The following is a 24264-nucleotide window of genomic DNA, read 5'->3' as shown; positions in this document are numbered from 1 at the left end:
AGTTATATTTTCTCATAGGAAGTGTTATGACTGAAAAATTGCCAATAGACTTATCTCTCGCAGGCAACGATGTTCGAGCTTTTACCGATGAATTAAGAACCAAGCATGCCATTATCAAGAATACGAGCGGTGAATGGGTCTTATTAAAACACGCCAATGTCATGGCAACAGCGTTGGATCATGAACGCTTTTCAAGTCATGTTTCTCGTTACTTACAAATTCCGAATGGTTTAGATGGTGAGGAACATACTCAATACCGCGCAGTGCTCGATCGTTATCTAACGCATGAAGCACTGACACCCTTTATTCCTGTTTTTGAACGTGTCACTAGCGAGTTGATTGCACAAGTACCCAAAGGCAAAGTGATTGATGTCGTCAATGATATTGGTGCTGTATTCGCGGTTCGTGCTCAATGCCAATGGTTAGGTTGGCCTGCGGAATTAGAACCACGTTTATTAGCTTGGATGAAAGAAAATCATGCGGCAACACGTTCAGGTAAACATGAATGGACAGCCAACGTCGCTGAAGAGTTTGATGATATTGTACGTGAAATTATTCAATCTCGTCGTGCTGAACAAAATGGAACTGCTGACGATATTACTGCACAACTTTGCCGAGAAATGGTGAATGGAAAGTTATTAACGGATCAAGAAATTGTTTCTATATTACGCAATTGGACTGGTGGTGATCTCGGCTCTATCGCTTTATGTGTTGGTGTTCTTATTGCTTATATTGCCGAACACCCTGAGTTGATGACCACAATAAAAACGTCTTCAAATGAACAGGTAGAAGCAATTATTAATGAAATATTGCGCATTGATAACCCTTTTGTTTCTAACCGAAGAGTGACGAAGTGCCCTGTACATATTAGCGGGCAAGATATTCCAGCGGGTGCAAAAATACAACTGAATTGGACGTCAGCAAATCGTGACCAAGCGGTGTTTGATAACAATCAATTTGATCCTATTAAAAATGCAGATAAAAACTTAGTTTACGGAATAGGTAAACATGCTTGCCCTGGACAATTATTAGCTTCTTTGGAATTAAGGATCGCATTACAAACGCTCCTTTCATCATTCAACAACATTAGCTTTGTCGATGGGCAACCACCTGAACGAGAAGTCGCACCCGTCGGTGGATACCATCGAGTTCCTGTAATCTTAAGTTAATGGTTTTGTTAATGTCGTTGGGGTTGATTATCTATCGTACAGCATGATGTTCTCGACAATAGAATCATTCTACAGCCTCGTTATTTGTCATGCGTGTATGTGTATTTATCCATTTTTTGGGCGTAGCGTTCTATCCCCATATTGAAAGCAAATGTAGGCGCTATAAAAGCGTTCTATATTTATTCGATCTATATTTATTCGTTCCATACTTATTAATGTTGAGAGGTAAACATGAGATTTAGTCATAAAGATAAAAAAGATAGTCGCGTTGCTAGGCAGTCAACCTACGCCTTCGATTATCCGTCAAAGTTAGATCAAGCTCCTAAAGAGCAAGGTGCTTTTGTTTTGTTAAATGAAAGTAGTGATGTAATGTATGTCGGGATTGCATCGGCTAACTGTTTTGAGAAAACGCTGGCCGCCTTGATTGACACAATCGCCACTGATAAGGTGGTGGCATTTCGTTGGTTTGTTACTGAGTGCGAAAATTCAGCGAAGTCACTGACACAGGATTGGATTAGTAAATATCAGCCCAATAATCAGAATATACGGTAGTGTCATCGCTAAGCATATAAGCAATTTAAATGTCACTGAAATTAAAGTAAAACAGTGGCTTAGGTTTCTCTTTGCTACATATTCAAACCCACGATGTTTGTCCGCTTAAGCGGGCGTAAACTTTCTCATTGGTGATAAAATAAAGGTATTGTACGATGGAAATGGATGAATCTATAAATGTGTATGGTGAAGCGTTAGAAATGTGTTGTGATAATCCAATCACTGGCTTTTACCGCGATGGAAAATGCAATACGAATAAAGATGATGTTGGTTCGCATACTGTCTGTATCAACGTAACAAAAGAGTTCTTAGAATATTCAAGGTTTAGAGGTAATGATTTATCGACTCCTATCCCTGAATTTGGTTTTAAAGGTTTAAAGCCGGGCAACAGCTGGTGCTTATGTGCTGCAAGGTGGTTAGAAGCTGAAAAGGCTAATATGGCACCCAGAATTCACCTAACGAGAACCCACATTAAAGCGTTAGATATTGTGCCAATGGAATTACTGAAAAAATACGCAATGGATCTAAATTAGAGTATTAAAAATAAGCTGAAAGTATTGGGATGAAAGTATTGGAATGAAAGTATTAACAGCCATAAACTTTGAAGACTGATATTTTTAGTTCTACCTTTTAGTCATGTAGTTTTTACATACTAAAGGGTAGTTGTTATAGCCCCATCTCCTCAATCACAAGTGTCGCTTTTAGATACACCTTCTTATCATTGCATTTTTCGTGGTGCTCTCCGTGCTTATTTTCACGGTGTAAAATGTTAATATTTCCTTCATTTTTTACGATAAATAGCATCAAGCTTCATTTTGAAAATAAATAAGTTATGATGTTTATCACTCCTAAATTCAGTGCTTTTTTATGCTGGATATTTTTATACTCAGGTTTTTATAGATAAAGTTAAGCTGCAATGTCTTCGGTCTTCTGTCTTTTGCGTGTCTATAGGGATACACCATGCCATATCTTAGTCATCGACCTTTGTTTAAAAGCGACACTGTAATGGTGCTAATTATCAGTAAATAAGATCTTAGGCTTACAACATAATGAGGAAATATTAATGGCTAACTATACACAGGTCTTTAAAGGAACTGCTTTTACAAGTAAGAGCTCAAAAGATATCCTTATTTTAAAAGAGCATCTTTTTTGTATTAATCAAAATGGCATGATTGAAAAAGTGCTTTCACCTAACGATGCTGACTATCAAGAGATGCTCAGAGCACATGAGGGAAAAGTCCATTTTCATCAACTAGAACCTGGACAATATTTTTTACCCGGCTTTGTTGATACTCATGTTCACGCCCCCCAATGGGCTCAGTCTGGAACTGCTTTAGATATTCCGCTTTATGATTGGCTAAATACCTACACCTTTCCCATTGAATCTAAATTTTCCGACTTAACGTTTGCTAAAGAAGTCTATGACGATCTAGTGAGTACATTACTCGCAAATGGCACAACAACTTCCCTTTATTTTGCCACTGTCCACAAGGAAGCTAGCTTATTACTTGCTGAAATCTGTGCACAAAAAGGGCAGCGAGGATTAGTTGGAAAAGTTGTTATGGATGATCCTGAACAAAATCCACCATTTTACCGAGATGTCGATACTAAAACTGCCTTGGCAGAAACCGAAGAGTTTATTTTAGCTGTTAAAGCATTAGCCAAATCAACAAAACAAGGCGTTTATCCTGTTGTCACTCCACGCTTTATTCCAAGTTGTACCGACGCGGCTTTGAAGGGGTTAGGTGAATTAGTAGCGAAACATGATACGCATGTTCAGTCACACTGCAGCGAAAGTGATTGGGAGCATCATCATGTACAGGACAGGTTTCAAAAAAATGATGCGTTTGCGTTAAATGATTTTGGCCTATTAGGTGATAAAGCTGTGATGGCACATTGTAATTTTTTAGATGATGACGATGCTCATTTATTTGCTAAAACAGGTACTGCAATAGCCCATTGTCCTATTTCAAATGCTTATTTTGCCAACAGTGTTATTCCTATTTCACATCTACATGCAAAAGGTATCGATGTGGGATTAGGGTCGGACCTTTCTGGAGGATTTTCACCTAGTCTTTTCGACAATGCTAGACAAGCTGTGATGTCATCGAGAATGTTAGAAGATGGCGTCAATCCTGCACTGCCGGCCGAACAGCGTGGATTGCCATCGTCACGTATTACCATTAATGAAGCTTTCTACTTTGCGACTGCTGGTGGCGGTGAAAGCTTAAGTTTGCCTATTGGTCGCCTAGAAGAAAATTATGCATGGGATATACAGATTATCGATTCAAGGGTCTCGTCTGCAAAGTTGCCTATTTTTAATCCTGATGAAGATTTAAACGATGTATTTCAAAAAATCATGTACCTAGCCCGCCCTGAAAATATTCGAGAAGTATGGGTTCAAGGTGAAAAAGTTCACTCACGTAAGTTATAGCTTGAATTCAAGAATAAAAAAAGAAAGGATCTTAAAGTTGTGGGTACTCAAAGATTGAAGTTATATTTAAAATGCTAACAAAAAAGAAACTATAAGTTAGAAAATTAATGATTAAGTATTGAAAATACAAGCGGGATGTTAAAGTTTTGCTTTTTTATAACGATTACATTAAGTAAGTTATTTTAACCAGTAAAATAGATCAATTAATTAGTGTGATTGGTTTAACTTTAACTTCTAACTCGCTTAGTACCACAAAACATCCAAGGAAACATAGTAGGTTTTGCTTTGAACTAGTGGCCAAGATAACCCAACCACTACTCATCTAGTTTTATTCGTCCAGTGGTAATATTGTAGGAATCAATTGACTCAGCTTATTGGCAAGTTTGATATGCTGCTCAGGATGCCAATGTATTCCCTCTTTTTTACAAGGTTCTATAAACTTAGCGGCATCTAGAAAGTGACAACCTAATTCCTTCGCGCGTAACTCATAATAGTGGCTAAACTGTTCGGATTTAGCTTGAGCACCATCCCAACCTTCTTTACCATTATCTAGTTCCAATACATGTGCAGGAGAAATTAAAAGTACTTCAGGCGCTTTGCTCATAAAGCCTGGATTGAAATTTTTAGCCACCTCAATCAATCGTGCTGCACCCTTAGAGATATCGCTCGCGGTCACATTAAATCTGGATTTTAAATCGTTGGTACCTAGCATAATGATCACCAAATCAGGGTGATGGCTTCCTAAGCAGGGGAGTAGGTAATCTAGTCCTTTTTTACCCGCTTCAAATGGGTCTTCAAATACCGTGGTACGGCTATTCAATCCCTCTTCAATAATACGATATTCACTAAGTAATTGGGATTGTAGCAACATAGTCCATCGTTCAGATTCGTTATAACGTCGTTCTAGAGAAGGAGAGTATCCCCAAGTGTTGGAGTCACCAAAGCATAAAATGGTTTTCATTGTTCAATATCCTTTCATAAAACTAATTAATTTATTTTAGAATATCCAATAACTTACAATAAAACAATCAAGATAAAATTACTTATAGTTATACCGATTACATTAAATAAGTGATCTAAACTTTGCGTAGGAAAAATGACTTAGTTTAAGGCGTAAATTGAGCCTTTCGAAGATTAACTTCGTTAATCGTCTATCGGAGCATTAACCAAAAGAAGTTAATTCTTTAATGGCTGTTCACTTTATGAAATTTACAACGAAGAAATAAGTTATTTTAACAAGTAAAATAGATTAGTTAATGAGTGTGATTAGTATAGTTACTTATACCAAAAGAATTAAAATTTAACGAGGTTGGGAAGGTGATTGAATGTGAGTTGCTAATATTTGTCTACTTTATCCTATTTTCTGCTTGGAGATATTTTCAGGTTGATAAAGTGCCAGATGGTTATGACTATCGTGTATGAATTTCACCTTAGCGATATCAGTTTTATCGTGAAAAAATGGGTAGCGGTGTTAGATAATTACATCCAACACACAGGCTAAAAGTGAGATGATTTTTTATGCGTATCCCTTGATAAACCAAGACGTTTAATGCGTGAGGCTAAGGTTGTTGGTTTCATGCCTAATAGTTTAGCCGCGCCAGCATCACCAAAAACTTTCCAATGGCACTGTTCTAATGCCGCTAGCATGTTGTTTTCAACGATTTCCTGAATTTTTATATCTGAAATTATCGTTCTATCTTGTTGGGTATAATCTTCAAATATGTCAGGGGTAGCATTATTGCTATTAGGTAAATTTAACTCTGCTACACCGTTAACGGCTGTTATTACTGCTCTTTCTATCACATTTTGTAACTCTCGAATATTACCTGGCCATAAATATTCTTCGATTTGTTTTAAAGATGATTTCTTTAATTTAACTAATGTTGCTCCATATTTTTGTGATTCACGTTGTAAAAAGTGCATTGCTAATAATGCAATATCACCGGCTCGTTCACGAAGTGCTGGCGAGTGAATAGGAAAAACATTCAATCGGAAAAATAAATCTTCTCTGAAATTATTTTTAAGTGACTCTTGTTTTAAATCACGATTAGTCGCTGCAATTATTCTTACGTCAACCATACGAGTACAGTCTTCGCCTACTCGTTCAAATTGTCCTTCTTGTATTACTCTTAGCAATTTACTTTGTAAGTTAAGTGGTATTTCACCCACTTCATCTAAAAATATAGTACCGCCATTAGCTAATTCAAAACGGCCTATTCGGTCACGAACTGCGCCAGTATAAGCCCCCTTTATATGACCAAAAAACTCACTCTCAAATAATTCGTGTGGAATAGCTGCACAATTAACGCGTATTAAAGATTTTTCTTTACGGTTACTGGCTTCATGTATTGCCATTGCGATTAATTCTTTACCGGTGCCAGACTCACCAGTAACCAACACATTCGCATCGGTTTTTGCAACAAGGTCAATTTGCTGCATTACATGTTTAATAGATGAGCTTTCACCAACAATGCCATAAAAATTCTTTTCGATTAAAAACTCTTGCTGCAAATAAGCATTTTCATCTTCTAATCGTGCTTTTAATTCATTTAATTCGTCTAAGGTGTCTTTTAAATATTGTTCTGTTTTTAAGCGTTCGCTAATATCTCGAAAAACAACCACTGCGCCAATAATTTTACCGTCTGAAATAATAGGCGTGCTGGTAAATTCAACAGGAAAAGGGGGGCCATCATGCTTCCAAAATAACTCTTGTTTGCCTTCATAGATAACGCCATCTCTAACGGCTGCATAGATAGGACAGTCTTCAACATGATAATGGCTGCCATCATCATGTGTATGATGATGAATGTAATGAACATTTTGCCCTAATACTTCTTCACTTGTTCGGCCCAATAATTTTTTTGCTGCTGGATTCATAAAGGTACACAAGCCTTCGGTATCAACACAATAAAGTCCGTCACCTACTGACGACAACATTAATGCGTTATCTAGCTTATGTTGATGGTACATATTTTCTAAATGTTTAAGTTCTAATAAGCTACTACTAGAAATGCGGTTTATTTCTTTGTTTTCATACTTTAGCTTTTCAAGTTTACTGTCTTTCAAGCTTAAAATAATTAATTCACGTTGATTAATAACCGTTCTAGCAGCTTGTAACTCTACTGAAATATAGTCGTCTTTGGAATTTTTACACTGTATCTTCGAACTTGATGCACGACCATAAATTAATACCTCTTCAGTAAAAACAATCAATTCACCTAGGTCTTTATCATGTATTTTTGAAATGGGCATCATCAGAAGTTTTTGCCGTGGATAACCTAATAAAGCTGACGCAGCTACATTACAATCAATGTATTTATTTTCGATAGGATCTAAAAGCATCAATGCTTCAGGACAATGTTCAAAAGCCGCATTTCGCATCCAATAAGCCAACTTGCTCCAGTTGTCGCTCGAATCTAATTGATGTTCCATAAAGATAACCTTACCGAAGAAATAGTTTTAATATTTTTAACATTAATGAGTAGGTCATCATGCTTCAATGCATCTAATGTTACTCATTATCGTAATTATTTCAACTTTCCATTCAGTTTCATAAAAATACCACCAGCCAGACCCCTTATATAAAAGGCTTTTGTGCTTCGTTTATATTTAATCGATTTTCTACACAGTACTTAAAATACAACACTCGGGTCATTATATTCAAATAGCACTTTATATTACTCACATTCGTGGTTAAGCACTAATTCGCGTAATAATTACGATATTGAGTAATTGTGGTTTTTGGTGGAATGAATGAAATTGATTGTTAGTTATTGATATTTATAGGTAATTTTTTTATTTTGGTTTTGGCACAGTTTTCGCTATAGCTGAGTCAGTGAACTAACAATTTTGTAGTCACGTGATACACAATAACTTTAGAGGATTTAAACATGCCAAAAGTCGATAAAGAGCAGCATAAAACGGGTGATTTTCTCGTAGATTACGAAGAAAAAGTTTTTGAAGATGTACAAGCTGAACCAGGTGCAAAAGCATTAGTTACATTTCATACCGTTGCATTCGAAGGCTCAATTGGTTTAGTGAACTTGCTACAAGCTAAGCGTTTACAACGTAAAGGGTTTGAAACAAAAATTTTGTTATACGGACCGGGTGTACTTTTAGGTGTACAACGTGGATTTCCAAAACTAGGTTCAGAAGCTTTCCCTGGTAATTTGGCATACAACACTCAAATTCAACAGTTCATGGACGAAGGTGGTGAGGTTTACGCGTGTCGCTTTGCTCTTCAAGCATTATATGGCCAAACAGAAAAAGCATTAATGGAAGGTATACGCCCAATTAATCCATTAGACGTAATGGATTTACAACTATTAATGGCAAAAGAAAATGCATTTGTTGTTCATACCTGGACAAGTTAAGCAGTATCTCTACTTAGCTAAGCTCTGATTAATATTAATAAAATAAGATAATAAGGCACAAACGATGACAAAAATAATTGCCGCTGCGGTTCAATGTAGTCCAGTACTTTACTCATGTGCAGGTACTGTCAATAAGGTATGCGATTGGATTCACAAGCTTGGTAAAGATGGCGTTGAGTTTGTTGTTTTTGCAGAAACATTAGTGCCTTATTATCCTTATTTTTCATTTGTTCAACCTCCCTACCAAATGGGAAAGCAACATCTTTTATTAATGCAAGAAAGTGTTGAAGTACCTTCAATTTATACACACCAAATTGCAGAAGCCGCCAAAGCCGCGAACATGGTTGTATCGGTTGGTATTAATGAACGCGACAATCAAACACTTTATAACGCACAGTTATTATTTGATGCTGACGGCACGCTTGTTCAGCATCGACGAAAAATTACGCCAACCTATCATGAACGCATGATTTGGGGACAAGGTGATGGGTCAGGTTTAGCGGCGGTAGATACCAAAGTAGGCCGTATTGGATCACTGGCCTGTTGGGAACATTACAATCCATTAGCACGCTATGCCTTAATGGCTGATCACGAGCAAATTCATGTCAGCATGTTTCCCGGTTCATTAGTAGGGGAAATATTTGCCGAACAAATCGAAGTCACTATTCGTCATCACGCACTAGAAAGCGGTTGCTTTGTGGTAAATGCGACTAGTTGGTTAAGCCCTGAACAACAGCAACAAATAATAGATGATACTGGTTGTCCAATTGAAGCCATTAGCGGCGGAAGCTTTACCGCAATTGTATCACCAGAAGGCCGTTTACTCGGTGAAACATTACGAAGTGATTCAGGTGAAGGTGCTTGTGTTGCTGAATTAGATTTAAGCTTAATCAGTAAACGTAAACGCATGATGGATTCTGTTGGGCATTACAGCCGCCCAGAATTATTAAGTTTACTGATTGATAAAACCCCCACCGCACATACACATGACATGAGTAAATTATCAGGCATTCAACAAGAAAATAAACCAACTGACGCACCAATCATTACTGCTGAGGAGTTGTAATTATGGGGCTGAATAAGCAACAACTTACCGACCTTCAAACGCTTGGTATACGTTGGTTTGATATGGATGAATATGACTTAAATCGCAAAGGTGGTGCAGGGCCAACCGATCACAAAGCATTTAATTTTGCAGAGCAAACTACCATGGTGCCGATTTTTAATGACCAAGTTAAAAAATCAAATTATTCAGCAACCTATAGTGAAAATAAAGATCACGTTTTAATTTATGAAAATGACACGTTAGTGGATAAAGCAACTATACCTGCGCAACCTAATTTTTATAAATTGAAAACAAAAGAAGGTATACCTTACTCAAAAATAGCCACATTACACAGTAAAAATGTATTAGCGACAACCGTTTTTCAAAAGTGTGTACGCTACGGCAATAGAGATACATCATGTCAATTTTGCGCTATTGAAGAATCACTAAAAAGTGGCGCGACTATCGCCCATAAAAAGCCGGAACAATTAGTTGAAGTAGTCAAAGCCGCCATTGAACTTGACGGTATTACGCAAATGATAATGACCACCGGGACTCCTAATTTAAAAGATCGTGGCGCAAAAATGCTACTGGAAAGTGCGACAGCCGTTAAAGCTGCGGTTGATATTCCTTTACAGGTGCAATGTGAGCCACCTGAAGATGATTTTTGGTTTCAAGCACTAAAAGACGTAGGCGTTGACGCCATCGGTATGCACCTAGAAGCCGTGAGCCAACGAGTGCGTGAAGCTATTATGCCCGGCAAAGCCAGCGTGCCAATGTCGCGTTATATATCCGCTTATAAAGCCGCAGTAAAAGTGTTTGGCCGGGGTAATGTAAGTACCTACATACTGGCAGGGCTTGGCGATACTGAAGAAGAAATAATTTCAGTAAGCACTATGTTAATCGACCTAGGCGTTTACCCGTTTGTTGTGCCATTTACGCCTGTTGCAGGCACGCCGTTAGAAAATCATCCCATGCCTGATCCTGAAATGCTGAAACGTATTTTTTCTACCTTAGGCCCGATTTTGAAAGACAAAATGATGACCTCTGATTCTTTAAAAGCTGGCTGTGCTAAATGTGGTGCATGCTCATCAATGAAAAGTTACGAATAGGAGTAATACCATGGCTAAAGCTAAATTTGCGGTAATTAATGATGTATTTCCAAGTTTTCGTTCGCAACATATTCAAGTCAAGGTCGCGACTTCTCCATGGGAAAAACAGGAATACTTTCAATTACGTAATAAAACATTTACGCAAGAACAAACAATATTGACCGGAAAAGAGAAAGATACAAAAGACTTCGAAGCTATTCCTATCATTGCGTTAGCGTCTAATTGGTCAATTGGTGAAGAAATCGCAGGCGCGGTGCGTATTTATAAAATCTCTGACACCGACAACACATGGTATGGCGGCCGACTTTGCGTTGCGCGTACTTATCGAGGTTATCAAAATATTGGCAAAGCACTTATTAACGAAGCGGTATCACGTGCTAAAGATCTTGGTTGTCAAACGTTTCTAGCAACGGTGCAGCCTCAAAATGAAAAGTATTTTAAATCCGTACACTGGAAAACACTCGGTTCAATAGAGGTAGCGGGCAAACCTCATGTGCACATGGAAGCTAACTTAGACATGTATCCTTTTATGACGAGGGATCTGCAATGAATGCTTGTCAGACTATTTATAAAGCAAATATTGAACCTGAAGATGAGCTTGAGTCACTATGCCGTAGCTTAAAAGCATTACCTGAAATAGAGGCTAAAAGAGCCATAAAAATAGCGGCCTCACATGCTTATAAAGAAAGTAAACATGCTGAAAATATCGAACAACTTTATGCTTTACCCGGCGATGATTGCGCGGCATTTAAAGCAGGTAGCGGCTATCAGCTATTAGCAATGGAAGGCATGCTGCCTGATTTTGTAAAAAAAGACCCAAGAGCTGCTGGTTGGTCATCGGTAATGGCGAATGTAAGTGATATTGCCGCCATGGGGGGAAGACCAACTGCCATCGCCAATGCTTTTTGGCATAACGATATAGCGCAAAGCGAAGAATTAATTTTTCATATAAAACGTGCCTGTACTTCATTCGGTGTTCAGTTCTCAGGCGGACACAGCAGTATTAATGCATCAATGCATCCTAATTTAGCGGTCGCCATAACAGGTTATGCTGAAAAACTCTTATCGTGTTACCACATACAACCCGAAGACAAGCTTTTTATATTGTCAGATCTTACTGGAAGCTGGCATGGCAACTTACCTTATTGGGGCTGTGTACAAGGTAAAACAGACGAACAAATTCAAGCGCAGTGGGGCATTCCAGCAGACCTTGCTGAAAAAGACCTCGCCATTGCCGCGAAAGACATTAGTAACGGCGGCATTATGGGGACGCTACTCATGATGATAGAGCTGACCAAATGTGGCGTGAACATAAATATAGATAACATTCCCGCGCCAGAAAATCCACACGACATACGATGGCTTAGAGCCTTTCAAAGCTTTGGATTTTTACTCGCCGTTCGCCCAGAAAAAGCAGCTGAATTAAATAAATACTTTGCTAACAGCCACCTTAGTTGTGTTGAAGTCGGTACGTTTAATCATAGCGGAAAAATTCATATTCAAACCCAACATTCATCATCTGAATTTTGGGATATAAACCACGAACAGCTTACCTGTATGGGTAAAGCGCCTCTTTAAGGATCAGCATATGCCAGCAGTAAACTTTACCGTAAATTGGCCTGACGGTGAAATAGTTAGCTATTACTCCCCATCTACGGTTATTCACAATTACTTATCATTAGGTATTGAGTATGACCTTAGCAAATTTAAGCTCACTGTTGATCAAGCATTAGACGCTGCATCCGAGCGCGTTAAAAGCACGTATGGTTTTTATTGCTCTGCCGCAAGCGACGAAAAATCAAAAATCGAACGTAAATATAACCAACTCATTAACACACACAAAAACGGTAAAGTTTGCGTTACCGTTTTTAATTAAAAAATAGGCTAACAATGACACATTCAACCACAAACTCACTTTCGTCTAACTCAACGCATTATTCTGTTATTGTTGTTGGCTCAGGGCAGGCAGGTATGTCAATGAGTTACCATTTAAAACAAGACAACATCTCTCACTTAGTTATTGAAAAGAATAGTGAAATTGCATATAACTGGAAAAATGAACGTTGGGATGAATTTTGTTTAGTTACCCCAAATTGGCAATGCCAACTGCCAGGTCATCATTATCAAGGCGACGATCCAGATGGCTTTATGGTTAAAGATGAAATAATTAATTACTTACAGTCTTATTTTGATTCTTTTAAGCCGCCAGTCGTGTTTAACAGCGTTGTTGATTCAATTACAAAAGTAGACAGCATATTCCATGTGACAACAGACTGTAATGGTATCAAAAACCATTACACCGCTGATAAAGTAGTACTTGCCTGTGGTAGCTACCACCAAGCCTTTATTTTACCGTCAGCACAAAATATGCCTGAAAAAATAAAACATATTCATTCACGTGATTATAAAAATGCAGAATCACTACCCGCTGGCGACATCATGGTAGTAGGTACAGGCCAAAGTGGGGCACAAATAGCAGAAGACATTCACCTACAAGGGCGAAACGTTCACCTTTGTGTCGGTAATGCCCCGCGCGTAAACAGACGTTACCGCGGTAAAGACGTTGTGCAATGGCTTGAAGACATGGGCTACTACGACACAACCATTGACAAGCACCCAGATGGTGAAAATGCACCACATTCAACAAACCACTACGTCACTGGTCGAGATGGCGGCCGCGATTTAAACCTACGCATATTTGCTGAACAAGGCATGAAACTTTATGGCCAATTAGGCGAAGTAAATAACGGTGTCGCAAACTTTTTAGACGACTTGTCAAAACATTTAACAAACGCAGACGACTCAGCAAAACGTATTACCGATAAAATTGAAGAATACATTCAACACAACAACATTGAAGCACCTGCAGACGATAATATTCATTCAACCTATCTGCCTGACACGCCAGCAACACTTGATATGAACACAAGTAAAATAAGCACTGTTATTTGGGCGACAGGTTTTAGAATGAATTTCGATTGGGTTAAATTACCCGCGTTTAATGACCGAGGGCTACCACTAGAAAAACGTGGCGTTAGCCCAGTAGAGGGATTGTACTTTTTAGGTTTAAATTGGATGAACACATGGGGTTCTGGACGTTTTTTCCACGTAGGGAAAGATGCACACTTTATAAAAAATGAAATATTGAAAAGCTAAAGGCCTTGAAATAATAGGGCAGATTCAATTTTGAAGTGCATAACGGCTAAGCATCTAAGCATCTAAGTATCTAAGCACCTAAGTTCCTAAGTTCCTAAGTTCCTATAGCCATCATGTGTTCAAACATTAACTTGCACACTTTCATTACGGGAAGTGTGTTTTTTACATTCTTTCTGCAAAAATGGATTTGTCCAAATAATTAAATGCTTGATATTCATTAGAGGATATCAGTCAATTTATAATGACTACCAAAAGAGGATTATATGAATATTGCACTTGAAGAAACGAGATACCCAATACCTAACTTTACTGAAGAAGAAGCGATTGAGAAGGTACGTAAAGCAGAAAATGCATGGAATACCAAGGATCCAGAAGTGGTTGCTACAGCTTATACACTAAATAGTAAGTGGCGTAATCGAAATGAATTTATAACGGGAAGACAAGAAATTATTACGCTTTTAACCCAAAAATGGGAAAAAGAGCAACACTATAAATTAATTAAAGAATTATGGGCTGTAAAAAACAACAGAATTGCCGTTAGATTTGCATATGAATGGCAAGATAAATCAGGGCAATGGTTTAGGTCGTATGGCAACGAGAATTGGCAATTTAGTGAGAAAGGACTAATGGAAGAACGTTATGCCAGCATTAACGACCTTAAAATAGACGAGTCTGAACGAAAACTATTATGGAAAGATGGAGTGCGTCCTTTAGATTACCCAAGCTTATCGGATTTAGGCTTGTAAAACCTATAAACTTCCATTGATTAGACGACTCTTAGTGACATAAATTAAGAGTCGATGTGATTCGGTAAGAACAATGCGCAACAATTAATTTAATTAATTGAGAAAGGTGAGAGTAGCTAAGTATGACGTATCTTTTGACCTTTCTCAGATAAAGATTTTTTATTACAGTCTCCATTAGAATTAAGTAAGAGTTAAGTAAGCATTGGTCATCTTATTTATCTTATTTATCACATTTAGAGTTTCAACACTTTTAAATTAACAAAGCTAGTCCTCAACGATCTTTCTGCTTAATTAACACAGTATTCTTGCGAAGAAGTTAGTGTTGCGGAGTAAAAATATATCAGCTAACAACAAAGCCAATTAATAAATATAAAGCTTTAACTAGTGATAAATTGAAACTATTTTCAGCTTTTGAATATTACAAAGCGTCCTCCCAAACAAGGCTTTGCCTTTTGAGATCGTTATCAAGTTGTTGTGGTTCGGGCATTTTGGCCATAAATTCATAGCTTCTAAGTCGGAAAGGGGCACAAAGCGATAGAATTTATGTGCGCTTTTGAAATATCTAATGTCAGCTGCTTCGACATAGAAGACATTAGAATTAATAATTTTTTGGTCTATTTACAGCGTTTCAGAAGATACAGATCTTCTTTATCCTGAGAGACAACTAAGCCACACAGGTGACCTTATTAATTTTTAGTTCTATCTTGGAAAGGGGCATAGCGAGTTAGTTATATTATTAAGTTTCTTATTTCTAAGGTTCTAATGCCTTTAAATAATATTGTTAACATAGCAATTACTCTCCACTTACTTTATTTTCTATCAATCATTAAATCTGATAGCGGACTTCTTACACAATTTGCACCCGCATGTAATACATGAGTGTAGATTTGTGTGGTACGGATATCTGTATGGCCTAATTGCTCTTGTACAGTTCGAATGTCTGCTCCCCTTTGTAATAAATGAGTTGCAAATGAATGGCGTAATGTATGAGGGGTAACTTGCTTACTAAAGTTCAATTTTTGTGCCGTCTTTTTTATTGTTTTTTGAATATTTGTTTCATGTATATGGTGACGTCTTAGGTTTTTAGTTCCTGGTTCAATCGATAGCAGGGACGAAGGAAATAGGTAATGCCACTTGAATTCTTTAGCCGCATTCGGGTATTTACCTGCTAATGCATAAGGTAAATAAACTCCTTTATAATCAGCCCGTTGTATATCTTCCTGATAATACAAATGAACTTTAGCTATTTGATCTTGTAAAACACCCTTAAGTTCAGGAGCAAGTGTTACTCTGCGATGTTTACCTCCTTTAGCATGCCAAATATTAATTGAGAGGTAATCAAAGTCAATATCTTGTATTCGTAATTTAACAGCCTCCATTAGCCTCAACCCACTCCCGTATAATAAATAACAAGGGAGTGAGATTGATACCGGAATCTCTGCTAGCAAAACCGAAACTTCTTCGGGTGTCAGCACAATCGGTAGTTTGGGTTGTGTATTCGTTTTTTTAAACTTAAGCGTCAAAGTTAATGGTTTATCTAAAAAATCTCGATATAAATAAACTAATGCATTAAGTGCCAATGCTTGAGTTTTTGGGGCTACTTTCTTGATATTAGCGAGGTAAGAAAGGAAAGACTCTACTTCTTTATCATGGCAATCAAATGGGTGTTTTTTATTATTAAAGTAAATATAAGACTTTATCCAATATACATAAGCTTTAATTGTTTTTTCTGCATAAAACTTCATGCGCATATTTTCAGTAACTGCTGACAAAAATGGAGATTTCATATTTGCTCCTTACTTAATTCATATGTTCTTATATACAGTATAGGCGTTGTTCCGTATTTTTGTTGTTAATACGGACTTTTTCTATCTATCCACATGATTAAGGTTTTATTTTTGTTTTTAACACATTGTTTAATTGATATAATTTGTTACTCTTGTATCAAATTTAAATAAAATATACTGTTCTATCTATCCACGGAAAATGCGGATAAGTTCCGTATAATAAGCTGTTATACCTAAGGAGTCAGAGTGAGCGAGTATTTTGAAATTGCATATGCCGCTGTATCAAATAGATTATGTTTATTTACTGGTACTGGTTTTTCTAAAGCAGTTAGCTTGAATGAAGCTCCAAGTTGGCAAGGATTACTCGAAGAAATCTGTTTGTTAACACCTAGAGGTAAAGACTTAAAATTAGCTCTATTTCCCGAAAATGGAAAAAACCCACTGAGTTTAGAGGAAGTTGCACAAGTTTTATCTATAGAACTGTTAAGCAATCATAAAAATCTTCACGATGAAGTGTCTAAGATAATTTCAAAAGTTGAAATTAAAGGGAATAATTCTGCAATTTCTCAATTTTTGTCTACAAAATCTGTCCGTGTTGTTACTACAAATTATGATAAATTAGCTGAAAAATTGGCTGGGTCAGAGAGGTGTCAGTCTATAACTCCTGGGTTGCCAATTCCACGCTCTTCAACACAAGTGAAAGTCTACCATGTACATGGATCTATAGAGTCTCCTGAAAACATGGTCGTAACTTCAGACGATTATTTTAAATTTATGAATACAAACTCTTATTTTTCAAAGAAACTTAGTACTGTATTACATGAAAATACGGTTGTAATTCTTGGGTATTCATTAGGTGATGCCAATCTAAAATCAATTATTAACGACTATAAAGGTTTTTCTAGAGACCATGTAATTGGTGCAAATATTTTCTTAGTTTCGAGAAATGCTGTCGATCAATCAGTAAAAGACTATTATGCGCATTGTTACGGTATTCGCGTTATGGATTCGCTGGAAGTAAATGATTTTTTTGTTAATTTGAATATGTACCTTCCTGAGGCTGAAAAATGCACTGAATCCTCAATCGAAAATATTAGAAAAGTAGTTTTCCAAAGCGCTTATTTCACTCCATCGTTTCTAAAAATGGAAAATGCATTTTACGAAATTATATCTTCTATCGGAGCTATTGGTAAAAGCATAGAGCATCCTGAAGTCGTTCGGGCATTGGGGCAAATTATCGAATCTAAACGTAAACTAACTAGTGAAAATAATGCTTGGGAACAATATGAGCACCTTGCTAGGTGGTTGATATATTTATCTAGTATTTTAGAAATTAAGGGGACATCGATTGAGAAAGTATATTTAGATGCAACATTAAGATCTATGACCTCGATGTGTCGAGAACATCGTGTTGGCTATTCATGGCACGCTTACAACTCATGGAACATCCGTTGGTCAAGTATAATTTCTAAGAATAGGGTAATGATAAAAGAGTTTATTAAAGAAAAAACATACAATATAGATGCCCTCGCAGTGGTGAACCAAATTTAGGTATAACAAATAAGGATAGGTGTCGCGCAGCCGACACCTTATCTGAGTGTTGGACAAGCCCGTATGAGACTCTTTGCTTTATATAGTAAATAGTGGAATGGGTTTTGGGCTGGCTCAATAATTCAACTTTCTTTAAGGCGAGTCTCGCTAATATAAAATTGATACCTCAATTATATCAGTATGTTATATTTTATATGTTGAATGCCATATCACCTCTCTGGCTTGTTAATCTTTTATTTGTGTCAATGATCTGTTTAAGACCGTACGTTTTCACGCATTAGTTTCTCAGTCGACTTAAGCCCATAAAATGCATTTCATGGTGACAGCATGGGCAAATACAGATAGCACGCTTGCGTTTTACTGGTGTCGCCATTGTGCTTATGTCGCTCCCCAATATCAGCAATATTTGTAGTCGCAGTTGTTTGGCATTACCTCTTAAAAACCCATAATCCCTCACCCGCTGCAGACCTTTTGGTAACACGTGTTGTAAGATTAACCATAAGAATTCGAGCACAGGTAAAGTACGTTCTTTAGTCATATTAGTGCTGCTTTCTTTATACTTAAATGTGACCATTTCCTCGGAGAGGTTAATAATGTCTTTATCGGGTAACACGCCACGATACAGATAACGTGATAAGTATTTAAAAGCAGAGGCACCAAATCCGACCTTACGGCAATCGACCATCCATTTTTTAGGCGTGTCAGTGGGCATGGTTAACTCAGCGCTGTGATTAATCGCATCAATGACTCTTGCCCGCCATACTTTAGCGAGTGCAAATTCATTAAACAGATATTTTGCATCACTTTTGTGCCATTGTTTCTTTGTCGTATCGTAACGTCCGCAGGGCACAATGATATGCACATGAGGATGACATTCACGTCGCCGATTATGCGTGTGTAATACGCTAGTAAACCCTAAACTGCCTTTATTCTCTCGCTTGGCAAAGTCTTTTAATATGCCCGCCGTCACTTGTAACATCAATTGATACAGTGCTTTGGGGTGTTGACGAGCCAGTACTCTCAATTGATAGGGTAGCGTAAAGGTGACCATAAAATAGTGTACGGGTAATAGTTTATCGGTCTGTTTAGCTAACCAATTTGAAGTTGTTTGATGCAAACATTGTGGACAACTTCGATTCCCACAAGATGCTGGGAGTTGTTGGTCATGCTGACAATGGCCACAATGCCATTGGGTCGTTCGATTTACATCGTTTTTACAGTGCAGCATATCAGTGATAGCGCGACGAATATCTTGATTCAACAATCCACCATATTGTTGCTCCAGTTGTGCTTGATAGCGCTCAAGTAGTGCAATAAATTGGCTCATGATGCCTCCCATTGAATTGATAACCTTTCGGTTAACTGGTTCAAGGCGGTGACATTATCTTTTTGTTTGAGTGGAGTGAGTTGTGTGTATTTCGCTGTCGTATTCAGGCTGTGATGTCCCAATAGTATTTGCAGGGAGCGTAGGTCAATACCTTGCTCTAAGAGATGAGTTGCAAAGCAATGTCGTAATGAATGTGGACTGATAGATTTATTAATACCCAATTCAGTCATCACTTTTTTCAACGCTTTCTGCACACTGCCTTTATCCATCGGCACTTGTGTGTTTTTACCAATACTTGGAAATAACAACTGCGGATGACGATGCGTTGACCAATAGCAACGTAATGCAGAAAGTGTTCGTTTGGGTAAAGGGAGTAAACGGTCTTTACCTCCTTTACCTTCGCGAATATGCACTTGCATGGTATGGCTATCAATGTCGTTCACCGTCAAATCAAGGGCCTCACTTAAGCGTAATCCCATGCTGTACAAAACAAGAAAAAACACCTGATAACGCAATGCACGAGTGTGGCTAATTATCAGTCCAATTTGTTGTGGCGTGAGGATGTCGGGAATGCGTTTTACTTGTGGTGGTTTGACAATATTGAGCCATTCCCACTGTCTATCGAGAGTATGTTTATAAAAAAACTGTAATCCATTTCGGTCTAATTTAATGGTACTCCACGAGTGAGTTTGAATGAGTTGTGCAAAGTAACACTTTAAATCTGCTTTGGTTAATGTGTCAGGTGTGCGGTCAAAAAAGGTAGTTATCCTACGTACTGCACGAGAGTAGGCATCAATCGTGGCAGGTCTCATGCCTTGCAGTGTTAGGTTGGTCAAATGCTGTTGATATAAAAGATTAAAGTGTTGTTGCTCTGAGGTGTTCATCGCTTATACTCCTATTAGATATCACCGAAAAGTGATATAAATATAAGTATGAACGTTATTGGTATTTTGTTTTTCTGCCGCACAGCGGCTTCGTTCAACAAGACACTTAAACGGAACTAAAACAGTGGGTTACGTTTCGCTTCGCTACACATTTTAACCCACTATTTTAGTCCGCTTAGTGCGGCGTTAGGTTTTCAATGAAGTATCGAGTCACCATCATAGCTTTAAATTCCTGCGGGTGTGACGCCGAAGGTGAAGTTGTTGCTGAGTTAGAAGATAAGACTATTATTCACTTTTACTATCAAGGTTCAGACTCTCAGGCTAAACAAATATTTGTGGTTGGTAAATCCATTGAGGTAGAGTTAAAAGGTGAAAACTGTAAAGTTGAAATGCCTCATGGAAACAACACATCACAGATTACTTTTCCAAATAAAAATTGCTACTTCATTGCCACTGGAGAATTGCTGTCAATTGATGTACTAGATGATGAAGTGCTATTTCTACTTAAATCTTCTTTTCAGCTGCAATTTGATAATGAGTTTGATAACTCTGAAATACCTTTATGCTCTAACATTAAGGTTACTGGTGAGTTATGGGCTGACAATTGGTGGCCGTGAAAACCTAACAAGAAATTAAACAAGGACAAAAAACAGTTGGTTTTTGCTCCTTCGTCGCTAATTGTAACCAACTATTTTTTGCCTGTTAATTAGGCGTTAGCAATATAATATGAAATCACCAGATCGCGATAAAATTTCGAAAATGTCAGATTTACCAAATATCGGTAAAGCAATATCGGCTGATTTAGAAAAAATTGGATTAACTCATCCAAAGCAACTCATTGGCAAAAATGCATATGAATTGTATGGACTACATTGTTCAAGACTTGGTTGCAAACAAGATCACTGTATTATAGATGTTTTCTTATCGGCAATATCTTATATGGAAGGTGGTGATTCGCTTCCTTGGTGGCACTTCACGAAAGAAAGAAAACTTAGCATGGAGTAGTATATTGCTAACAAATAAGGATAGGTGTCGCGCAGCCGACACCTTATCTGAGTGTTGGACAAGCCCGTATGAGACTCTTTGCTTTATATAGTAAATAGTGGAATGGGTTTTGGGCTGGCTCAATAATTCAACTTTCTTTAAGGCGAGTCTCGCTAATATAAAATTGATACCTCAATTATATCAGTATGTTATATTTTATATGTTGAATGCCATATCACCTCTCTGGCTTGTTAATCTTTTATTTGTGTCAATGATCTGTTTAAGACCGTACGTTTTCACGCATTAGTTTCTCAGTCGACTTAAGCCCATAAAATGCATTTCATGGTGACAGCATGGGCAAATACAGATAGCACGCTTGCGTTTTACTGGTGTCGCCATTGTGCTTATGTCGCTCCCCAATATCAGCAATATTTGTAGTCGCAGTTGTTTGGCATTACCTCTTAAAAACCCATAATCCCTCACCCGCTGCAGACCTTTTGGTAACACGTGTTGTAAGATTAACCATAAGAATTCGAGCACAGGTAAAGTACGTTCTTTAGTCATATTAGTGCTGCTTTCTTTATACTTAAATGTGACCATTTCCTCGGAGAGGTTAATAATGTCTTTATCGGGTAACACGCCACGATACAGATAACGTGATAAGTATTTAAAAGCAGAGGCACCAAATCCGACCTTACGGCAATCGACCATCCATTTTTTAGGCGTGTCAGTGGGCATGGTTAACTCAGCGCTGTGATTAATCGCATCAATGACTCTTGCCCGCCATACTTTAGCGAGTGCAAATTCATTAAACAGATATTTTGCATCACTTTTGTGCCATTGTTTCTTTGTCGTATCGTAACGTCCGCAGGGCACAATGATATGCACATGAGGATGACATTCACGTCGCCGATTATGCGTGTGTAATACGCTAGTAAACCCTAAACTGCCTTTATTCTCTCGCTTGGCAAAGTCTTTTAATATGCCCGCCGTCACTTGTAACATCAATTGATACAGTGCTTTGGGGTGTTGACGAGCCAGTACTCTCAATTGATAGGGTAGCGTAAAGGTGACCATAAAATAGTGTACGGGTAATAGTTTATCGGTCTGTTTAGCTAACCAATTTGAAGTTGTTTGATGCAAACATTGTGGACAACTTCGATTCCCACAAGATGCTGGGAGTTGTTGGTCATGCTGACAATGGCCACAATGCCATTGGGTCGTTCGATTTACATCGTTTTTACAGTGCAGCATATCAGTGATAGCGCGACGAATATCTTGATTCAACAATCCACCATATTGTTGCTCCAGTTGTGCTTGATAGCGCTCAAGTAGTGCAATAAATTGGCTCATGATGCCTCCCATTGAATTGATAACCTTTCGGTTAACTGGTTCAAGGCGGTGACATTATCTTTTTGTTTGAGTGGAGTGAGTTGTGTGTATTTCGCTGTCGTATTCAGGCTGTGATGTCCCAATAGTATTTGCAGGGAGCGTAGGTCAATACCTTGCTCTAAGAGATGAGTTGCAAAGCAATGTCGTAATGAATGTGGACTGATAGATTTATTAATACCCAATTCAGTCATCACTTTTTTCAACGCTTTCTGCACACTGCCTTTATCCATCGGCACTTGTGTGTTTTTACCAATACTTGGAAATAACAACTGCGGATGACGATGCGTTGACCAATAGCAACGTAATGCAGAAAGTGTTCGTTTGGGTAAAGGGAGTAAACGGTCTTTACCTCCTTTACCTTCGCGAATATGCACTTGCATGGTATGGCTATCAATGTCGTTCACCGTCAAATCAAGGGCCTCACTTAAGCGTAATCCCATGCTGTACAAAACAAGAAAAAACACCTGATAACGCAATGCACGAGTGTGGCTAATTATCAGTCCAATTTGTTGTGGCGTGAGGATGTCGGGAATGCGTTTTACTTGTGGTGGTTTGACAATATTGAGCCATTCCCACTGTCTATCGAGAGTATGTTTATAAAAAAACTGTAATCCATTTCGGTCTAATTTAATGGTACTCCACGAGTGAGTTTGAATGAGTTGTGCAAAGTAACACTTTAAATCTGCTTTGGTTAATGTGTCAGGTGTGCGGTCAAAAAAGGTAGTTATCCTACGTACTGCACGAGAGTAGGCATCAATCGTGGCAGGTCTCATGCCTTGCAGTGTTAGGTTGGTCAAATGCTGTTGATATAAAAGATTAAAGTGTTGTTGCTCTGAGGTGTTCATCGCTTATACTCCTATTAGATATCACCGAAAAGTGATATAAATATAAGTATGAACGTTATTGGTATTTTGTTTTTCTGCCGCACAGCGGCTTCGTTCAACAAGGCGTTTAAACGGAACTAAAACAGTGGGTTACGTTCCGCTTCGCTCCACAGTATAACCCACAATTTTAGTCCGCTTAACGCGGCGTTAAATGCCACTAGAAAGTTGAGCACATATTTTGAATACTGAGTTAAATTCTAAATCCATTCCTAAGATCAAAAAATCAGCTACCTTAATCGCTAAAAAGCAAATTAGCGGCTATGAAGACGATTTGATTTCTGCTCTTGAATTTTTGATGAAAACGTATAAATTGTGGACACCCAAACGTTGAACTCAGTAATATCAATTAGTTAATGATCAAATCAAAACTCAGCGCGGCTGCAAAAATACCACCGTTGAGCTTTCCCAATCAATGAACTCATTTTAGTAAAGCCAAACAGGATGTTTGTATTAGTTTCGGCTAGTGCATGGATGCACGTCCGAAACGGTACGTTTAAAATGGCGGAATTGGTTGGTTCAGAAAGCGACTCGGTGCCAGTCTCTTTGCTTACTTTCTCTGCTGGCAGAGAGAAAGTAAAGTCGTCGAAAGGGCGAAATTCAAAGCTAAAAACATCAGCCCACCTCGACGAGCGAAGACGAGATGATTCTGTCCGATTAAAACGAGAATTAGATGAGCTAAGGTGCTTCGGGGGCGATTGCGCCTTCTCTTTCTAGGGCGCAAAGGAGCACAAACCGACTTAGTGAATACCACTCATTATTATATAAATGTATGCTAGGTTTAACGAGTGACTATACTTGAAAATAAAGGGTAATATAATTATTAACCCTCTCTTAATCATTAGTGATGATGTTGTATTTAATAGTACTC

22 protein-coding genes are annotated in these 24264 nt (G+C 38.0%); 15 read left to right on the top strand and 7 right to left on the bottom strand.

Going from position 1 to position 24264, the window contains the following annotated elements; genetic code table 11:
- The first annotated feature begins 26 nt into the window (after positions 1–26).
- From GQR59_RS11050 to guaD, 4 genes are all read left to right on the top strand, one after another.
- Positions 27–1169, top strand: coding sequence for a cytochrome P450 (locus GQR59_RS11050; RefSeq protein WP_160062737.1), 1143 nt, complete (start codon positions 27–29; stop codon positions 1167–1169).
- Positions 1170–1400: 231 nt separating this feature from the next.
- On the top strand, positions 1401–1721 hold the full coding sequence (locus GQR59_RS11045; protein WP_160062735.1) for a hypothetical protein: 321 nt from the start codon (positions 1401–1403) through the stop codon (positions 1719–1721).
- Positions 1722–1876: 155 nt separating this feature from the next.
- On the top strand, positions 1877–2254 hold the full coding sequence (locus GQR59_RS11040) for a DUF2237 family protein (RefSeq protein WP_160062733.1): 378 nt from the start codon (positions 1877–1879) through the stop codon (positions 2252–2254).
- Positions 2255–2784: 530 nt separating this feature from the next.
- Positions 2785–4155 (top strand): guanine deaminase, encoded by a 1371-nt coding sequence (gene guaD, locus GQR59_RS11035; RefSeq protein ID WP_160062731.1) that lies wholly within the window; start codon positions 2785–2787, stop codon positions 4153–4155.
- Between the two features lie 328 nt (positions 4156–4483).
- Here the strand turns inward: guaD and GQR59_RS11030 are convergent, their stop codons facing one another.
- Together GQR59_RS11030 and GQR59_RS11025 are read right to left on the bottom strand one after the other, a co-directional pair.
- On the bottom strand, positions 4484–5116 hold the full coding sequence (locus tag GQR59_RS11030) for an SGNH/GDSL hydrolase family protein (protein ID WP_160062729.1): 633 nt from the start codon (positions 5114–5116) through the stop codon (positions 4484–4486).
- Between the two features lie 536 nt (positions 5117–5652).
- The gene (locus GQR59_RS11025; RefSeq protein WP_160062727.1) at positions 5653–7587 is read right to left on the bottom strand and encodes a sigma 54-interacting transcriptional regulator; all 1935 of its coding nucleotides are present in this window, start codon (positions 7585–7587) and stop codon (positions 5653–5655) included.
- Between the two features lie 458 nt (positions 7588–8045).
- Between GQR59_RS11025 and GQR59_RS11020 the strand changes: the two genes are divergently transcribed.
- The 8 genes from GQR59_RS11020 to GQR59_RS10985 all read left to right on the top strand — a co-directional run bounded on the left by GQR59_RS11020 (position 8046) and on the right by GQR59_RS10985 (position 14587).
- Complete coding sequence (locus GQR59_RS11020; protein WP_160062725.1) at positions 8046–8528, top strand: MSMEG_0572/Sll0783 family nitrogen starvation response protein; 483 nt, start codon at positions 8046–8048, stop codon at positions 8526–8528.
- Positions 8529–8592: 64 nt separating this feature from the next.
- Positions 8593–9594: a Nit6803 family nitrilase gene (locus GQR59_RS11015; protein ID WP_160062723.1), complete on the top strand. Its 1002-nt coding sequence runs from the start codon at positions 8593–8595 to the stop codon at positions 9592–9594.
- 2 nt (positions 9595–9596) lie between these two features.
- Entirely contained in the window at positions 9597–10685 is a 1089-nt protein-coding gene (locus GQR59_RS11010) for an MSMEG_0568 family radical SAM protein (RefSeq protein ID WP_037050136.1), read from the top strand.
- A gap of 10 nt (positions 10686–10695) precedes the next feature.
- Positions 10696–11235 carry an MSMEG_0567/Sll0786 family nitrogen starvation N-acetyltransferase gene (locus GQR59_RS11005; RefSeq protein ID WP_160062721.1) on the top strand — a complete coding sequence of 180 codons (540 nt, stop codon included), beginning with the start codon at positions 10696–10698 and terminating at the stop codon, positions 11233–11235.
- Positions 11232–12263: a sll0787 family AIR synthase-like protein gene (locus tag GQR59_RS11000; RefSeq protein WP_160062719.1), complete on the top strand. Its 1032-nt coding sequence runs from the start codon at positions 11232–11234 to the stop codon at positions 12261–12263. Before GQR59_RS11005 ends, GQR59_RS11000 begins: the two co-directional genes overlap by 4 nt.
- Before the next feature lie 10 nt (positions 12264–12273).
- The gene (locus tag GQR59_RS10995; protein ID WP_160062717.1) at positions 12274–12561 is read left to right on the top strand and encodes an MSMEG_0570 family nitrogen starvation response protein; all 288 of its coding nucleotides are present in this window, start codon (positions 12274–12276) and stop codon (positions 12559–12561) included.
- Between the two features lie 14 nt (positions 12562–12575).
- A complete protein-coding gene (locus GQR59_RS10990) occupies positions 12576–13841 on the top strand; it encodes an MSMEG_0569 family flavin-dependent oxidoreductase (RefSeq protein ID WP_160062715.1) in 1266 nt (421 codons plus the stop codon).
- 263 nt (positions 13842–14104) lie between these two features.
- On the top strand, positions 14105–14587 hold the full coding sequence (locus GQR59_RS10985; RefSeq protein ID WP_160062713.1) for a nuclear transport factor 2 family protein: 483 nt from the start codon (positions 14105–14107) through the stop codon (positions 14585–14587).
- Between the two features lie 809 nt (positions 14588–15396).
- Here GQR59_RS10985 and GQR59_RS10980 read toward each other — a convergent pair.
- On the bottom strand, positions 15397–16374 hold the full coding sequence (locus GQR59_RS10980; RefSeq protein ID WP_160062711.1) for an integron integrase: 978 nt from the start codon (positions 16372–16374) through the stop codon (positions 15397–15399).
- Between the two features lie 246 nt (positions 16375–16620).
- On the opposite strand from GQR59_RS10980, the gene GQR59_RS10975 reads away from it, so the two are divergent.
- Positions 16621–17925 carry an SIR2 family NAD-dependent protein deacylase gene (locus GQR59_RS10975; RefSeq protein WP_160062111.1) on the top strand — a complete coding sequence of 435 codons (1305 nt, stop codon included), beginning with the start codon at positions 16621–16623 and terminating at the stop codon, positions 17923–17925.
- Between the two features lie 277 nt (positions 17926–18202).
- On the opposite strand, the gene GQR59_RS10970 is transcribed toward GQR59_RS10975, so the two are convergent.
- Together GQR59_RS10970 and GQR59_RS10965 are read right to left on the bottom strand one after the other, a co-directional pair.
- Positions 18203–19252, bottom strand: coding sequence for an IS91 family transposase (locus tag GQR59_RS10970; protein WP_160062109.1), 1050 nt, complete (start codon positions 19250–19252; stop codon positions 18203–18205).
- On the bottom strand, positions 19249–20136 hold the full coding sequence (locus GQR59_RS10965; RefSeq protein WP_160062107.1) for a site-specific integrase: 888 nt from the start codon (positions 20134–20136) through the stop codon (positions 19249–19251). The genes GQR59_RS10970 and GQR59_RS10965 overlap by 4 nt, the downstream gene beginning before the upstream one ends.
- A gap of 197 nt (positions 20137–20333) precedes the next feature.
- Here GQR59_RS10965 and GQR59_RS10960 point away from each other — a divergent pair, with 197 nt between their 5' ends.
- The gene (locus GQR59_RS10960; RefSeq protein ID WP_160062709.1) at positions 20334–20753 is read left to right on the top strand and encodes a glycerate kinase; all 420 of its coding nucleotides are present in this window, start codon (positions 20334–20336) and stop codon (positions 20751–20753) included.
- A 109-nt stretch (positions 20754–20862) separates the two neighbouring features.
- On the top strand, positions 20863–21141 hold the full coding sequence (locus GQR59_RS10955) for a helix-hairpin-helix domain-containing protein (protein WP_160062707.1): 279 nt from the start codon (positions 20863–20865) through the stop codon (positions 21139–21141).
- 282 nt (positions 21142–21423) lie between these two features.
- Here GQR59_RS10955 and GQR59_RS10950 read toward each other — a convergent pair whose 3' ends face one another.
- Both GQR59_RS10950 and GQR59_RS10945 read right to left on the bottom strand, forming a co-directional pair.
- Positions 21424–22473, bottom strand: a complete 1050-nt coding sequence (locus tag GQR59_RS10950; protein WP_160062109.1) for an IS91 family transposase — start codon at positions 22471–22473, stop codon at positions 21424–21426.
- Positions 22470–23357: a site-specific integrase gene (locus tag GQR59_RS10945; RefSeq protein WP_160062107.1), complete on the bottom strand. Its 888-nt coding sequence runs from the start codon at positions 23355–23357 to the stop codon at positions 22470–22472. The genes GQR59_RS10950 and GQR59_RS10945 overlap by 4 nt, the downstream gene beginning before the upstream one ends.
- Positions 23358–24264 lie beyond the last annotated feature (907 nt).

The organism is Psychromonas sp. L1A2, from assembly GCF_009828855.1.
In the GTDB taxonomy this organism is placed as follows: domain Bacteria; phylum Pseudomonadota; class Gammaproteobacteria; order Enterobacterales; family Psychromonadaceae; genus Psychromonas.
This window is presented reverse-complemented; position numbering and strand designations above follow the sequence as displayed.

Bases quoted from the DNA above. Each gene is read 5' to 3' on its own strand.
- GQR59_RS11040 (WP_160062733.1), top strand. From the start codon at position 1,877: ATGGAAATGGATGAATCTATAAATGTGTATGGTGAAGCGTTAGAAATG.
- GQR59_RS10945 (WP_160062107.1), bottom strand. From the start codon at position 23,357: ATGAACACCTCAGAGCAACAACACTTTAATCTTTTATATCAACAGCAT.
- GQR59_RS11015 (WP_160062723.1), top strand. From the start codon at position 8,593: ATGACAAAAATAATTGCCGCTGCGGTTCAATGTAGTCCAGTACTTTAC.
- GQR59_RS10985 (WP_160062713.1), top strand. From the start codon at position 14,105: ATGAATATTGCACTTGAAGAAACGAGATACCCAATACCTAACTTTACT.
- GQR59_RS11005 (WP_160062721.1), top strand. From the start codon at position 10,696: ATGGCTAAAGCTAAATTTGCGGTAATTAATGATGTATTTCCAAGTTTT.
- guaD (WP_160062731.1), top strand. From the start codon at position 2,785: ATGGCTAACTATACACAGGTCTTTAAAGGAACTGCTTTTACAAGTAAG.
- GQR59_RS11045 (WP_160062735.1), top strand. From the start codon at position 1,401: ATGAGATTTAGTCATAAAGATAAAAAAGATAGTCGCGTTGCTAGGCAG.
- GQR59_RS11030 (WP_160062729.1), bottom strand. From the start codon at position 5,116: ATGAAAACCATTTTATGCTTTGGTGACTCCAACACTTGGGGATACTCT.
- GQR59_RS11025 (WP_160062727.1), bottom strand. From the start codon at position 7,587: ATGGAACATCAATTAGATTCGAGCGACAACTGGAGCAAGTTGGCTTAT.
- GQR59_RS10960 (WP_160062709.1), top strand. From the start codon at position 20,334: ATGAAGTATCGAGTCACCATCATAGCTTTAAATTCCTGCGGGTGTGAC.
- GQR59_RS10995 (WP_160062717.1), top strand. From the start codon at position 12,274: ATGCCAGCAGTAAACTTTACCGTAAATTGGCCTGACGGTGAAATAGTT.
- GQR59_RS10970 (WP_160062109.1), bottom strand. From the start codon at position 19,252: ATGAGCCAATTTATTGCACTACTTGAGCGCTATCAAGCACAACTGGAG.
- GQR59_RS10965 (WP_160062107.1), bottom strand. From the start codon at position 20,136: ATGAACACCTCAGAGCAACAACACTTTAATCTTTTATATCAACAGCAT.
- GQR59_RS11000 (WP_160062719.1), top strand. From the start codon at position 11,232: ATGAATGCTTGTCAGACTATTTATAAAGCAAATATTGAACCTGAAGAT.
- GQR59_RS10980 (WP_160062711.1), bottom strand. From the start codon at position 16,374: ATGAAATCTCCATTTTTGTCAGCAGTTACTGAAAATATGCGCATGAAG.
- GQR59_RS10990 (WP_160062715.1), top strand. From the start codon at position 12,576: ATGACACATTCAACCACAAACTCACTTTCGTCTAACTCAACGCATTAT.
- GQR59_RS10950 (WP_160062109.1), bottom strand. From the start codon at position 22,473: ATGAGCCAATTTATTGCACTACTTGAGCGCTATCAAGCACAACTGGAG.
- GQR59_RS10955 (WP_160062707.1), top strand. From the start codon at position 20,863: ATGAAATCACCAGATCGCGATAAAATTTCGAAAATGTCAGATTTACCA.
- GQR59_RS11020 (WP_160062725.1), top strand. From the start codon at position 8,046: ATGCCAAAAGTCGATAAAGAGCAGCATAAAACGGGTGATTTTCTCGTA.
- GQR59_RS11050 (WP_160062737.1), top strand. From the start codon at position 27: ATGACTGAAAAATTGCCAATAGACTTATCTCTCGCAGGCAACGATGTT.
- GQR59_RS11010 (WP_037050136.1), top strand. From the start codon at position 9,597: ATGGGGCTGAATAAGCAACAACTTACCGACCTTCAAACGCTTGGTATA.